The organism is Rubrivivax benzoatilyticus JA2 = ATCC BAA-35 (assembly GCF_000190375.1).
Lineage (GTDB): Bacteria > Pseudomonadota > Gammaproteobacteria > Burkholderiales > Burkholderiaceae_C > Rubrivivax > Rubrivivax benzoatilyticus.
In genome coordinates this window covers 21,066-33,400 of the sequence record NZ_AEWG01000083.1, presented here as the reverse complement: position 1 = coordinate 33,400, position 12,335 = coordinate 21,066, and the positions used below count along the sequence as shown (strand labels likewise).

Sequence of the window (12,335 nt, the reverse complement as noted above, 5' to 3'; positions counted from 1 at the left end):
GCGCCCGCAGGCGCCGCAATCAGTGGACGACGGGCTTGAACCCGCGCCTCAGCCCATCTGCTCGATCATCACCTTGCCGAAGCCGGAGCACGAGACCTGCGTCGCGCCGTCCATCAGGCGCGCGAAGTCGTAGGTCACCTGCTTGCTCAGGATGGACTTCTCCATCGCGCTGATGATCAGGTCGGCAGCCTCGGTCCAGCCCATGTGGCGCAGCATCATCTCGGCCGAGAGGATCTCGGAGCCCGGGTTGACGTAGTCCTTGCCGGCGTACTTGGGCGCAGTGCCGTGCGTCGCCTCGAACATCGCCACCGAGTCCGACAGGTTGGCGCCCGGAGCGATGCCGATGCCGCCGACCTGCGCCGCCAGCGCGTCGGAGACGTAGTCGCCGTTCAGGTTGAGCGTCGCGATCACCGAGTACTCGGCCGGGCGCAGCAGGATCTGCTGCAGGAAGGCGTCGGCGATCGAGTCCTTGATGACGATGTCCTTGCCGGTCCTCGGGTTCTTGAACGAGCACCACGGGCCGCCGTCGATCGGCTGGGCGCCGAACTCGCGCTGCGCCAGCGCGTAGGCCCAGTCGCGGAAGCCACCTTCGGTGAACTTCATGATGTTGCCCTTGTGCACGATGGTCACGCTGGGCTTGTCGTTGTCGACGGCGTACTGGATCGCCTTGCGCACCAGGCGCTCGGTCCCTTCCTTCGAGACGGGCTTGATGCCGATGCCCGAGGTCTCGGGGAAACGGATCTTCTTGACGCCCATTTCCTCGATGAGGAACTTGATGACCTTCTTCGCCTTGTCGCTCTGGGCTTCCCACTCGATGCCGGCGTAGATGTCCTCGGAGTTCTCGCGGAAGATGACCATGTTGGTCTTCTCCGGCTCCTTCAGCGGCGTCGGCACGCCCTTGAAGTACTGGATCGGGCGCAGACAGACGTAGAGATCGAGTTCCTGGCGCAGCGCGACGTTCAGGCTGCGGATGCCGCCACCGACCGGCGTCGTCAGCGGGCCCTTGATCGACACGACGTAGTCGCGCACTGCGTGCAGCGTCTCCTCGGGCAGCCAGACGTCGGGGCCGTAGACCTTGGTCGACTTCTCGCCGGCGTAGACCTCCATCCAGTGGATCTTGCGCTTGCCGCCGTAGCTCTTGGCGACTGCCGCATCGACCACCTTCAGCATCACCGGCGTGATGTCGAAGCCGGTGCCGTCGCCCTCGATGTACGGAATGATGGGCTGATCAGGGACGTTCAGCGAGAAGTCGGCGTTGACCGTGATCTTCTGCCCGCCCTCGGGCACCTTGATGTGCTGGTACATGAAAGAGGTCTCCACAAACCGCGCGTGCGGTGGGTCGTCGGGGAATGAATTCGCGGGAATTGATTCTAGGTCAACGACTGTCTGGCGACTGACGTGCCAGGGAGATCTCCGGACATCGGCTGGACACGCCGTGCCGGGCACGGCCTCAGGTGGCGCAGTAGGCCTGCCACTGCATCCACAGGCCGTGGCCGAGCGCCCAGCCGGACGCGAGCGCGAGCAGCGCGCCGGCGGCGCGCGTGGCCCAGGTCGTCGCAGCCGCCGAGGCCGACACGCCGAGGCGCAACCAGAGCATCGGCCCGAGCACCAGCCCGGCACCGCTGGCGACGGCGAAGGCCCCCATCGCGGCAGCGCCGGCGACGGCGGTGTTCGCCAGCGCGGCGACGACCAGGGCCGACTGCAGCAGCCCGCAGGGCCAGGCCACCCAGAGCGACCCGGCCGTTGCCGCGCGCGCCGGCCCCTTGATGCGCTGCCAGCCGCCGGCGTCGGCCTGCGGCGCACGGCGCTGGGCACTGCGGCCGATGTTCTCCAGCCATTGCGGCTGGCGCCCCTTCCACACCAGCCAGACCCCGAGGGCCAGCGCCGCGGCGTGGGCCAGGGTCCACAGCGGCCGCAATGCGGGGCTCAGCTCCCCGACCGCTGACAGGAGGTTGACGCCGGACGCGACCAGCGCACCGGCCATCGCGTAACCCAGAACACGCGCGAGATGGAAGCTCCAGAGGGCAGCCGGCTGGCCGCGCGGCAGCACCGCGGTGCACGCCGCGCCGCACATCGCGATGCAGTGCGGCGCCCCGGCCAGCCCGAGCATCAGCGCGCTGACGACGAGCGCGAAGTCCACGCGGGGCCTTGCTGAGTCATGCGCGGATTATCCCGTTGCGGGATAACCCGTGCCGGCTCAGATGATGCGCGAGAAGCGCTCGCGGTTGCCGCTGGCGCGCAGGTGCTTGTCGAAGACGGCGGCCACGCCGCGCACGTAGTACCAGCCCAGCGCGGTGATCTGGATCGAGTCGTCGTTCACCTCGACGAGACCGCCTTCGGCGAAGGGCTTGAGGTCCTCGATCTCGGCCGCGAAGTAGTCGCGGAACTTGATCATGTGGGAGAGTTCGATCGACTCGTACTCGACGCGCCCCTGGCACATGATGGCCATGATCACCGCCTGGCGCAGCAGGTCGTCGCGCGTCAGCGCGAGGCCGCGCACGATCGGGAATTCACCCTTGGCGATCGACTCGTAGTACTCGGGCAGGGTCTTGGCGTTCTGGCTGTAGGTCGCACCCATGCGGCCGATAGACGACACGCCCAGCGCGATCAGGTCGCAGTCGGGTTGCGTGCTGTAGCCCTGGAAGTTGCGGTGCAGGCGCCCCTGGCGGCGCGCCGCCGACAAGGCGTCACCGGGCAGCGCGAAGTGATCCATGCCGATGTAGGTGTAGCCCGCGGCGATGAAGCCGGCGATCGCGCCACCGAGCATCTTGATGCGCTCTTCGCCCTTGGGCAGATCCTCGGCGAGGATGCGGCGCTGCGGCTTGAAGCGGGTCGGCAGGTGCGCATAGGCGTACAGCGCGATGCGGTCCGGGCGCAGCTCGGCGATCTGCTGGATGGTGCGCGCGAACGACTCCGGCGTCTGCTTGGGCAGGCCGTAGATCAGGTCGGCGTTGATCGACTCGAAGCCGTTGGCACGGGCGGCGATCACGAGATCGCGCACGCTGTCATAGGACTGGACGCGGTGCACGGCCTCCTGCACCTCGGGATCGAAGTCCTGGATGCCGAAGCTGATGCGGTTGAAGCCGACGGCCGCCAGGCTGCGCAGCCGCTCCGGCGTCGCAGTGCGCGGATCGACCTCAATGGAGATCTCGGCGCCGGCGACGACCTTGAACGCGTCGCGCAGCGTGTTCATCAGCCGGGCGATCTCCTCGTCGGTGAGGAAGGTCGGCGAGCCGCCGCCGAAGTGCAGTTGCGAAACCGTCTGCCCCTTGCCCAGCTCGGCGACATGCATCGCGATCTCGGCCTCGAGCGCATCGAGGTACTCGGTGCTGCGCTCGTGGTGCTTCGTGATGATCTTGTTGCAGGCGCAGTAGTAGCAGACCGATTCGCAGAACGGGATGTGGATATAAAGCGACAGCGGCGGCGTGCCGCCGACGGTGCTGCCTTCGGCTCGTTGGCGCAGCGCCTGCCGGTACTCTGCTGGGCCGAAGGCCTCGCCGAAGCGATCCGCGGTGGGGTAAGAGGTATAGCGGGGGCCGGGCACGTCGAGGCGCCTCAGCAGTGCTTCAGGAACAATCGTGTCCATAATTCATCCGGCCGTCATGCGGTACGGGCTGGACTGTGCCAAACCCCCACCCGACGGGCTTGATCTGCCTCAAGCGACACCCCGGGACGCGAGCGAAGAATCGCCCCTGCCCTTGAGCGACGTCATGAGCGATACTCGGGTGAACACCGCCACGCCGGACCGAACTGCTTCCAATCGTCGAACCCCTATGAACAACACGTCTTCCGGCATCCGGCTCGAACCGTTCAAGGTCGCGTGCTCGAGCTGCAATCTGCGAGAACTGTGTCTGCCGGTCGGCATGTCCAACGATCAGCTCGAGCGCCTGGACACGATGGTGGCAACGCGCCGTGCAGTGCCGCGCGGCGAGACGCTGTTCCGCGCCGGCGATCCGTTCCTGTCGCTGTACGCGGTGCGCACCGGCTTCTTCAAGACCTGTGTCTCGTCTGAAGACGGGCGAGACCAGGTGACGGGTTTCCAGATGGCCGGCGAACTGCTCGGCCTCGACGGCATCGGCACCGACCGCCACACCTGCGACTCGGTCGCGCTCGAAGACTCCCAGGTCTGCGTGATCCCGTTCCAGCAGCTGGAAGACCTGTCGCGCGAGTTCAGCGACCTGCAGCGCCAGCTGCACAAGATCATGAGCCGCGAGATCGTTCGCGATCACGGCGTGATGCTGCTGCTGGGCAGCATGCGGGCCGAGGAACGCCTCGCCGCCTTCCTCCTGAACCTGACCCAACGGCTGCAGACGCGCGGCTTCTCGCCGCATTCGCTGATCCTGCGCATGACGCGCGAAGAGATCGGCAGCTACCTGGGCCTGAAGCTCGAGACGGTCAGCCGCACCTTCTCGAAGTTCCAGGATGACGGCATCCTGGAAGTCAAGCAACGCCAGATCCGCGTGCTCGACCCGCAAGCCCTGCAGAAGCTCGTCAACGGCTCCTCGGCCGCCTGCTGAGACGGCTGCCCTTACGCCAGACGCCGCGCACCGCGCGGCGTCTTGCTTTCAGCGGCCGCGAAAGCTGCGGCTGTTGATCTCGGCTTCGCTGCGCGACAGCAGCAGCGTCAGGCCCGCCGCCGCGGCCACGACCACCCACAGCGCGAAGAAGGCCACGGTGTAGACCGCCACCGGCTGCAGTTCGACCACCGCACCGCCGAGCCAGCGCAGCGAGGCCGGGTCGACGAAGGCGAACAGCGCCAGCTCGAGCACCACAGCCGCCATGAAGGCCGGCCAGAGCACGGCGCTCCAGTCTCTTGCCCGCCGCTTCATGACCGTGCCCGCGAAAAGCGCGTCAGGGCGCCGCCGTGGCGGCGTGGTTGCGGGCCGCGACGGCCGGCGTGTCCGCCTGCACCTGGCCGGATTGAGGAACCGAAGACGGCACCTCGGTGATCACCGCCTCGGCGCCGCGGATCGCGATCACGGCCGTCGACAGCGACGCGACGACGACCACCAGCGGACCGCCAAGGACCAGCCAGACCATGCCGATGCGCCACCAGGGCGTCGTGTCGCGGGAAACTTGATTCGGATTCATCAGGGACTCCTGTCGTGGCCGCTTCAGCGGGGGACGACGAAGGTGGAATTCTCGGAAGCGACCACGGAAGACGGATCCCGGGCGTCGGGCAGCCGGTCGACGTGGAACTGTATCGTGTGGGCACCGGGCCCTGCCTGCGTGGCGGTTTGCGGCGGCACGCGCAGCGCGATCGTCACCCAGCGGGCGCCGGCGGAGTCGACGTCGAACTCCGGCTGCCCGTCGATCACCATGCCCGCCAGGCCTTCGGCACGCACGCGGTAGCGCTGCGGCGACTCGGTGGCGTTCATGACCTGCAGCCGGTACAGGTTCTCGATGTAGCCGTCGTCGACGATGCGGGCGAGCGACGCCCGGTCACGCACCACGTCGACGCGGAACGGGTGTCGCAGCGCGAGGCTGGCAGCGAAGGCGCCGACGATGACGAACAGGATCGCGGTGTACACCAGCACCCGCGGCCGGAACACCCGCTGCAGCATCTGCCCGCGCGTCTGATGCTGCGCCATGCCGTTCTGCGTGGCATAGCGGATCAGCCCGCGCGGGTACTTCATCTTGTCCATCACGCCATTGCAGACGTCGATGCAGGCGGTACAGCCGATGCACTCGTACTGCAGGCCATCGCGAATGTCGATGCCCGTGGGACAGACCTGGACGCACAGCCCGCAGTCGATGCAGTCGCCCAGCCCCTGGCTGCGCGCGTCGACCTTGCGCGAACGCGTGCCGCGCGGGTCTCCCCGCTCGGCGTCGTAGCTGACGATCAGCGTGTCCTTGTCGAACATCGCGCTCTGGAAACGCGCGTACGGGCACATGTACTTGCAGACCTGCTCGCGCATGTAGCCGGCGTTGCCCCAGGTGGCGAAGCCGTAGAACAGGGTCCAGAAGGTCTCCCAGGGCCCGAGCGAGAAGGCGAACGCGGATGGCAGAAGTTCGCGGATCGGGGTGAAGTAGCCGACGAAGGTCAGGCCGGTCCACAGCGCGATCAGGATCCAGACGGTCTGCGTTGCGCTCTTGCGCCACAGCCGCTGGAAGTTCCAGGGGCCGGCATCGAGCCGCATGCGGGCGTTGCGGTCACCTTCGAAGCGCCGCTCGACCCACATGAAGATCTCGGTGTAGACCGTCTGCGGGCAGGCGTAGCCGCACCACAGCCGCCCGGCCACCGCGGTGAACAGGAACAGCGCATACGCCGAGATCATCAGCAGCGCCGACAGGTAGATCAGGTCCTGCGGATACAGGACCAGCCCGAAGATGTAGAAGCGCCGCGCCCCGAGATCGAAGAGCACCGCCTGGCGCGCGTTCCAGTCGAGCCAGGGCAGGCCGTAGAACACGAGCTGCGTGATCCACACCAGCGCCCAGCGCCAGCCGTTGAACCAGCCCGAGACCGAGCGTGCGTAGATGCGCTTGCTCTTGACGTAAAGAGAAACGACCGCCTCGGTCGCGGCACCGGCTGTCGCCGGCGCCTCGTCCGAGGCGGCCGATGCCGGGACGGGCCGGTTGTCGAGGTCGGCCCGGGCCTGGCTCATCTCATGCTCCCGTTCAGCGCGTCGCGACGGTGCTCGTCTGCGACAGGCTCCAGACGTAGGCACCCAGCACGTGGATCTGCTCCGGGCTCAGCCGCGAGGCCTGCGCCGGCATGATGTTGACCTTGCCGTTGACGACCATGTCGACGATCGCCTGCTCGCCATAACCGTGCAGCCAGATCTTGTCGGTCAGGTTGGCCGAACCCACCGCCTGCATGCCCTTGCCGTCGGGGCCGTGGCAGGCCGCGCAGACCGCGAACTTCGCCTTGCCCTGCTGCGCCGCCACCTCGTTGTGCGGGCTGCCCGACAGGCTCAGCACGTACTGGGCGACGTTCTTCACGTCTTCGGGCGTGCCGACGGCTGCAGCCATCGGCGGCATGTTGCCGACGCGGCCGAGGGTGATCGTTTCCTTGATCTTGTCGAGCGTGCCGCCATGCAGCCAGTCGTTGTCGGTCAGGTTGGGGAAACCCTTGCTGCCGCGAGCATCCGAGCCATGGCACTGGGCGCAGTTGTTGGCGAACAGGCGCTCGCCGATGGCCATCGCCTGCGGGTCCTTGGCCAGCACCTCGGCGGGCTGGTCGACGAACTTCGCGTACAGCGGCGCCATCTGTTCACGCGCCTTTTCCATCTCGGTCGAGTGCTGGCCGGTGCTGGTCCACTGCAGCGAACCCTTGTGGCTGCCGAGACCCGGATACAGAACCAGATAGATGACCGCGAACGCGACCGTCACGAGGAACAGCCCGGCCCACCAGCGCGGCAGGGGGTTGTTCAGTTCGCGCAGGTCCTCGTCCCAGACGTGGCCGGTCGTGTTGTCGTCGGCCATCACCTTGCGGCGGCTGGCGATGATCAGCAGCACCAGGCAGAAGACCAGGCTGACGATGGTGATGCCGGCCACATAAAGCGACCAGCCTGAGTTGAAGAAATCGCTCATTTCCGTTCTCCTGAGGCCTCGACGCCTTCCTTCTCGGCGAAGGGAAGCATCGCGGCCTCATCGAATTGGCCACGGCGCCGCCGAGACCAGGCCCAGACCACGATCCCGATGAAGAGCGCGAAGCTCGCGACGGTGACGATGGTGCGGAGGGTGTTGATGTCCATGGTCGTGGACGGCGTCACTTGACGGCCGTTCCCAGCACCTGCAGGTAGGCGATGACCGCGTCCATCTCGGTCTTGCCCTTGACCTCGCCGGCCGCCTGCGCGATCTCGTCGTCGCTGTAGGGCACGCCGACCGAGCGCAGCGCCTTCATGCGCGGCGCCAGACCGTCGGCGTCGACCTCGTTGCGCGACAGCCAGGGGTAGGCCGGCATGTTGGACTCGGGCACCAGATCACGCGGGTTGTTCAGGTGAATGCGGTGCCACTCGTCGCTGTAGCGGCCACCCACGCGCTGCAGGTCGGGGCCCGTGCGCTTGCTGCCCCACTGGAACGGATGGTCGTAGACGAACTCGCCGGCCATCGAGTAGTGGCCGTAGCGCAGCGTCTCGGAACGGAACGGACGCACCATCTGCGAGTGGCAGCCGTAGCAGCCCTCGCGGATGTAGATGTCACGGCCGGCCAGCTGCAGCGGCGTGTAGGGCTTCAGGCCTTCGACCGGCTGGGTCGTCGAGCGCTGGAAGAACAGCGGCACGATCTCGACGAGCCCGCCGACGGCAACCGTCAGCAGGATCAGCACGATCATCAGGAAGTTGCTGGTCTCGATCTTCTCGTGACCGCCGACGGCATGGTTTTTTGCCATGGTCATGTATCTCCTAGGGTTCTGGCGGTCAGGCGTGGGCGGCGACCATCGGGATCGGGGCCGGGACGACCTTGCCGCTCTTGATGGTCATGACCGTGTTCCAGGCCATGATGACCATGCCGGTCAGGTACAGCAGGCCGCCGCCGAGGCGGATCACGTAGAACGGGTACGTGGCCTTGACGCCTTCGACGAAGCTGTAGACCAGCGTGCCGTCGGGGTTGACCGCACGCCACATCAGACCCTGCATGACACCGGCGATCCACATCGCGGCGATGTAGAGCACGATGCCGATCGTGGCGATCCAGAAGTGCAGCTCGATGGCGCGCGTGCTGTACATCGTCTGGCGGCCGAACATGCGCGGGATCAGGTGGTACAGCGAGCCCATCGAGATCAGGCCCACCCAGCCGAGCGCACCACTGTGCACGTGGCCGACGGTCCAGTCCGTGTAGTGGGACAGCGCGTTGACCGTCTTGATCGACATCATCGGCCCTTCGAAGGTCGACATGCCGTAGAACGACAGCGAGACGATCAGGAACTTCAGGATCGGGTCGTCGCGCAGCTTATGCCAGGCGCCCGACAGCGTCATGATGCCGTTGATCATGCCGCCCCAGCTCGGGGCCAGCAGGACCAGCGAGAAGATCATGCCGATCGACTGCGTCCAGTCGGGCAGCGCGGTGTAGTGCAGGTGGTGCGGGCCCGCCCACATGTACGTGAAGATCAGCGCCCAGAAGTGCACGATCGACAGGCGGTAGCTGTAGACCGGGCGGCCGGCCTGCTTCGGGATGTAGTAATACATCATCCCCAGGAAGCCGGCGGTGAGGAAGAAGCCGACGGCGTTATGGCCGTACCACCACTGGACCATCGCGTCCTGAACGCCCGCGTAGACCGAGTAGCTCTTGGTCAGCGACACCGGCACTTCGGCGCTGTTGACGATGTGCAGCAGCGCCACGGCGATGATGAAGGCGCCGAAGAACCAGTTCGCCACGTAGATGTGACGCACGGTGCGCTTGCCGATCGTGCCGAAGAACACGATGGCGTAGGACACCCACACGACGGCGATCAGGATGTCGATCGGCCACTCGAGCTCGGCGTACTCCTTGCCGGTCGTGAAGCCCAGCGGCAGCGAGATCGCCGCGAGCAGGATCACCACCTGCCAGCCCCAGAACGTGAACATCGCCAGCTTGGGCAGGAACAGCGAGGCCTGACAGGTGCGCTGGACGACGTGGTAGGAGGTCGCGAACAGCGCCGAGCCACCAAACGCGAAGATGACCGCGTTGGTGTGCAGCGGCCGCAGACGCCCGTAAGTGATGTAGGGGATGCCGAAGTTCAGGTCCGGCCATGCCAGCTGGGCGGCGATGATCACCCCCACCAGCATGCCGACGATCCCCCACAGCACGGCCACCACGGAGAAATACCTCACCGGGGTGTCGTAGTACACCGGGGTCGCCGGTGACGATTCATGAGCCATACGGCTTCTCCTCGCGTCGTTCAGGAAGCAAATTTGACGATTTTTCTGGCTTGATCTGGGTTAAGACTTGACGGTCATCAACCGGACCATCGTCGTCCCGCAAGATGCGCTCGCCTTCGTGCTCGAGGTCCTCGAACTGACCGCGATGCAGCGCCCAGCCGAAGACGCCGAGGATGATCAGCACCAGCACCGCCGACAGCGGGATGAGCAGGTACAGGATGTCCATGCGACGACCTCAGCGCCCCGCCCGCAGCGCGTTCAGCACCACGAAGAGCGAACTACCCGCCATGCCCAGGCCAGCGGCCCACGGCGGTAGCCAGCCCACCAGGGCCAGCGGAATGCACGCGGCGTTGTACGCCGCGGCCCAGATCATGTTCTGCCGCACGATGCGCATCGCGCGGGCGGCGACGCAACGCGCCGTGACGAGGTCCAGCGGCCGGTTCGACGCCAGCACGGCATCGGCCTGGGCGCGGGCGACCAGCGCACCCTGCCCCATCGCCAGCGACACGTCGGCGCGCGCCAGGACCGGCGCGTCGTTGACGCCGTCGCCGACCATGACGACGCGGTCACCGGCGCGCTGAGCCGCGGCCACCGCCGCCAGCTTGTCCTCGGGACGGGCGCCGCCGACGAAGGAGTCGAGGCCGAGGCGAGCCGCCAGGCGGGCCGCACGGGCCGGCGCATCGCCGGACAGCAGCGTGACACGCACGCCGGCAGCCTGCAGCGCACGCACCGCGTCATCGGCACCGGGGCGCAGCAGTTCGTCGAACCCGAAGGCCGCCACGGGCTTGCCGTCACGCGACAGCCAGACCTGCACCTCGTCGCGCTCGGCCGCCCCAGCAAACGCGGCTCGGCCGAGACACCACGGCACGCCATCGCCGTCGACTCCGCGCAGGCCCTCGCCGGCCACTTCCTCGACCGACTGCCAGATCCGCCCGCTGGCCGGCAGCGCCGCCGCCAGCGTCTGCGACAAGGGGTGACGCGACCAGGCGGCCAGCGAAGCGGCATGGCCCAGCGCGTCCACCGACTCGTCGAAGACCCGGGTCACGGCGAGCGCCGGACGGTCTTCGGTCAGGGTGCCGGTCTTGTCGATGAACACCCGCTCGGCACGGGCGAGATCCTCGAGAGCGTCCAGGCGCTGCAGCAGCACGCCACGGCGCGCCAGGCCGCCGGCGGCGGCGACCATCGTCGCCGGCGCCGCCAGCGACAGCGCGCAGGGGCAGGTGACGATCAGGACCGAGACCGCGACCCAGATCGCACGCGAAGGATCGATGACGCTCCAGACGGCCGCACCGCCGGCGGCCAGCAGCAGCACCGTCCACAGGAAGGGCACCGCCCAGCGGTCGGCGACGCGCGCCAGCGCCGGGCGCTGCGACATCGCCTCGCGCATCATCGAGACGATGGCCTCGTAGCGTGTGTCGGCGCCGGCCCGCTCGACGAGCATCGTGACCGGCGCACCGAGGTTCAGGCTGCCGGCGACGACCGCCGCGCCGAGGGGCTTGTCGACCGCGACCGACTCGCCGGTCAGCAGCGACTCGTCGGCCTGGGTCGCCCCGTCGACGAGCGCGCCGTCCGCCGGGAAGGCCTGCCCGAGCGCGACGCGCACCCGGTCGCCGGCGACGAGCCGCTGAACACTCACTTCGGTGGTGCTGCCGTCGGCCTCGAGCCGCTGCGCGGTCTCGGGCAGACGGGCCAGGGCCCCTTCCAGCGCCGCCGCCGCACGATGGCGGGCACGCAACTCCAGGTAGCGCCCACCGAGCAGGAAGCTGACGAACATCGTCAGCGAGTCGAAGTACACCTCATGACCGAAGACGCCTGCCGGGTCGAAGGTCGCCCCGGTGCTGGCGACGAAGGTCACGGCCACGCCGATCGCGACCGGCACGTCCATGCCGATGCGGCCGCTGCGCAGCCCGCGCCAGGCGCCGCGGAAGAACGGCCCGGCCGAGAACAGCACCACCGGGATCGACAGCACCCAGCTGCCCCAGTTGAGCAGCTGCCGCATCTCCATCGAGAAGTCCGCCGGGCCCGCGACGTAGCTGGGGGTCGCGAACATCATGACCTGCATGGCGCAGAAGCTCGCCACGAACAGGCGCCACAGCGCGGCACGGTGCTCGGCGCGACGCATCTCGCGCGCCGGCGCCGCGGCGTCGGGAACCGCGTCGTAGCCGGCGGCGCGGATCGCGGCGATCAACGCGGAAGGCTGCGTGCGGGCCGGATCCCAGCGCACGGTGGCACGCTGTGCCGCGGCGCTGACACGCGCCTCGCGCACGCCGTCGACCGCCCGCAGCGCGTTCTCGATGATGCCGGTGCAGGCGGCGCAGTACATGCCGGAGACCTGCAGCGCCGATTCGCCCAGCCGCACCCCGTCGCTCTCCTGGACCCAGCGCGTGAAACGCGCCTGCTCCAAAGGATCGTCGACGGCGGCCAGGGAGGGGGCCGCTTGCTGGACGGGGGCGATGCCGGTGAGACTCATGGAAGCTGGAGATCGGGGGCGGCGGTCACCGTCGCCGGAATATGTAGTTTCGCTTCCTGCCTCGA

At 67.8% G+C, this 12,335-nt stretch carries 13 protein-coding genes; 1 reads left to right on the top strand and 12 read right to left on the bottom strand.

Annotated elements, in window-relative coordinates; translation table 11 throughout:
- Positions 1-48: 48 nt before the first annotated feature.
- The 3 genes from icd to hemN form a co-directional block, all read right to left on the bottom strand.
- Positions 49-1,305, bottom strand: a complete 1,257-nt coding sequence (icd, locus tag RBXJA2T_RS10280; protein ID WP_009857297.1) for an NADP-dependent isocitrate dehydrogenase — start codon at positions 1,303-1,305, stop codon at positions 49-51.
- Positions 1,306-1,450: 145 nt separating this feature from the next.
- On the bottom strand, positions 1,451-2,140 hold the full coding sequence (locus RBXJA2T_RS10275) for a sulfite exporter TauE/SafE family protein (RefSeq protein WP_009857296.1): 690 nt from the start codon (positions 2,138-2,140) through the stop codon (positions 1,451-1,453).
- 57 nt (positions 2,141-2,197) lie between these two features.
- Positions 2,198-3,586 (bottom strand): oxygen-independent coproporphyrinogen III oxidase, encoded by a 1,389-nt coding sequence (gene hemN, locus RBXJA2T_RS10270; protein WP_029718461.1) that lies wholly within the window; start codon positions 3,584-3,586, stop codon positions 2,198-2,200.
- A 187-nt stretch (positions 3,587-3,773) separates the two neighbouring features.
- Between hemN and fnr the strand changes: the two genes are divergently transcribed.
- Positions 3,774-4,517 (top strand): fumarate/nitrate reduction transcriptional regulator Fnr, encoded by a 744-nt coding sequence (fnr, locus tag RBXJA2T_RS10265; protein WP_009857294.1) that lies wholly within the window; start codon positions 3,774-3,776, stop codon positions 4,515-4,517.
- Positions 4,518-4,565: 48 nt separating this feature from the next.
- Here fnr and RBXJA2T_RS10260 read toward each other — a convergent pair whose 3' ends face one another.
- Genes RBXJA2T_RS10260 through RBXJA2T_RS10220 form a run of 9 tightly spaced genes read right to left on the bottom strand, consistent with a single transcriptional unit; the run spans position 4,566 to position 12,270 of the window.
- Positions 4,566-4,799 carry a hypothetical protein gene (locus tag RBXJA2T_RS10260; RefSeq protein WP_009857293.1) on the bottom strand — a complete coding sequence of 78 codons (234 nt, stop codon included), beginning with the start codon at positions 4,797-4,799 and terminating at the stop codon, positions 4,566-4,568.
- Between the two features lie 52 nt (positions 4,800-4,851).
- A complete protein-coding gene (locus RBXJA2T_RS10255; protein ID WP_230247922.1) occupies positions 4,852-5,091 on the bottom strand; it encodes a hypothetical protein in 240 nt (79 codons plus the stop codon).
- A gap of 23 nt (positions 5,092-5,114) precedes the next feature.
- The gene (ccoG, locus tag RBXJA2T_RS10250) at positions 5,115-6,605 is read right to left on the bottom strand and encodes a cytochrome c oxidase accessory protein CcoG (protein ID WP_009857291.1); all 1,491 of its coding nucleotides are present in this window, start codon (positions 6,603-6,605) and stop codon (positions 5,115-5,117) included.
- 13 nt (positions 6,606-6,618) lie between these two features.
- Positions 6,619-7,533 carry a cytochrome-c oxidase, cbb3-type subunit III gene (gene ccoP, locus RBXJA2T_RS10245; protein WP_009857290.1) on the bottom strand — a complete coding sequence of 305 codons (915 nt, stop codon included), beginning with the start codon at positions 7,531-7,533 and terminating at the stop codon, positions 6,619-6,621.
- Positions 7,530-7,697 carry a cbb3-type cytochrome oxidase subunit 3 gene (locus tag RBXJA2T_RS10240; protein WP_029718459.1) on the bottom strand — a complete coding sequence of 56 codons (168 nt, stop codon included), beginning with the start codon at positions 7,695-7,697 and terminating at the stop codon, positions 7,530-7,532. Before RBXJA2T_RS10240 ends, ccoP begins: the two co-directional genes overlap by 4 nt.
- A gap of 14 nt (positions 7,698-7,711) precedes the next feature.
- Positions 7,712-8,338, bottom strand: coding sequence for a cytochrome-c oxidase, cbb3-type subunit II (ccoO, locus tag RBXJA2T_RS10235; protein ID WP_009857288.1), 627 nt, complete (start codon positions 8,336-8,338; stop codon positions 7,712-7,714).
- 22 nt (positions 8,339-8,360) lie between these two features.
- Positions 8,361-9,800 carry a cytochrome-c oxidase, cbb3-type subunit I gene (ccoN, locus tag RBXJA2T_RS10230; protein WP_029718458.1) on the bottom strand — a complete coding sequence of 480 codons (1,440 nt, stop codon included), beginning with the start codon at positions 9,798-9,800 and terminating at the stop codon, positions 8,361-8,363.
- Positions 9,790-10,026, bottom strand: coding sequence for a cbb3-type cytochrome oxidase assembly protein CcoS (gene ccoS, locus RBXJA2T_RS10225; RefSeq protein WP_009857286.1), 237 nt, complete (start codon positions 10,024-10,026; stop codon positions 9,790-9,792). Before ccoS ends, ccoN begins: the two co-directional genes overlap by 11 nt.
- A 9-nt stretch (positions 10,027-10,035) precedes the next feature.
- Entirely contained in the window at positions 10,036-12,270 is a 2,235-nt protein-coding gene (locus tag RBXJA2T_RS10220; protein WP_230760289.1) for a heavy metal translocating P-type ATPase, read from the bottom strand.
- Between the last annotated feature and the right edge of the window lie 65 nt (positions 12,271-12,335).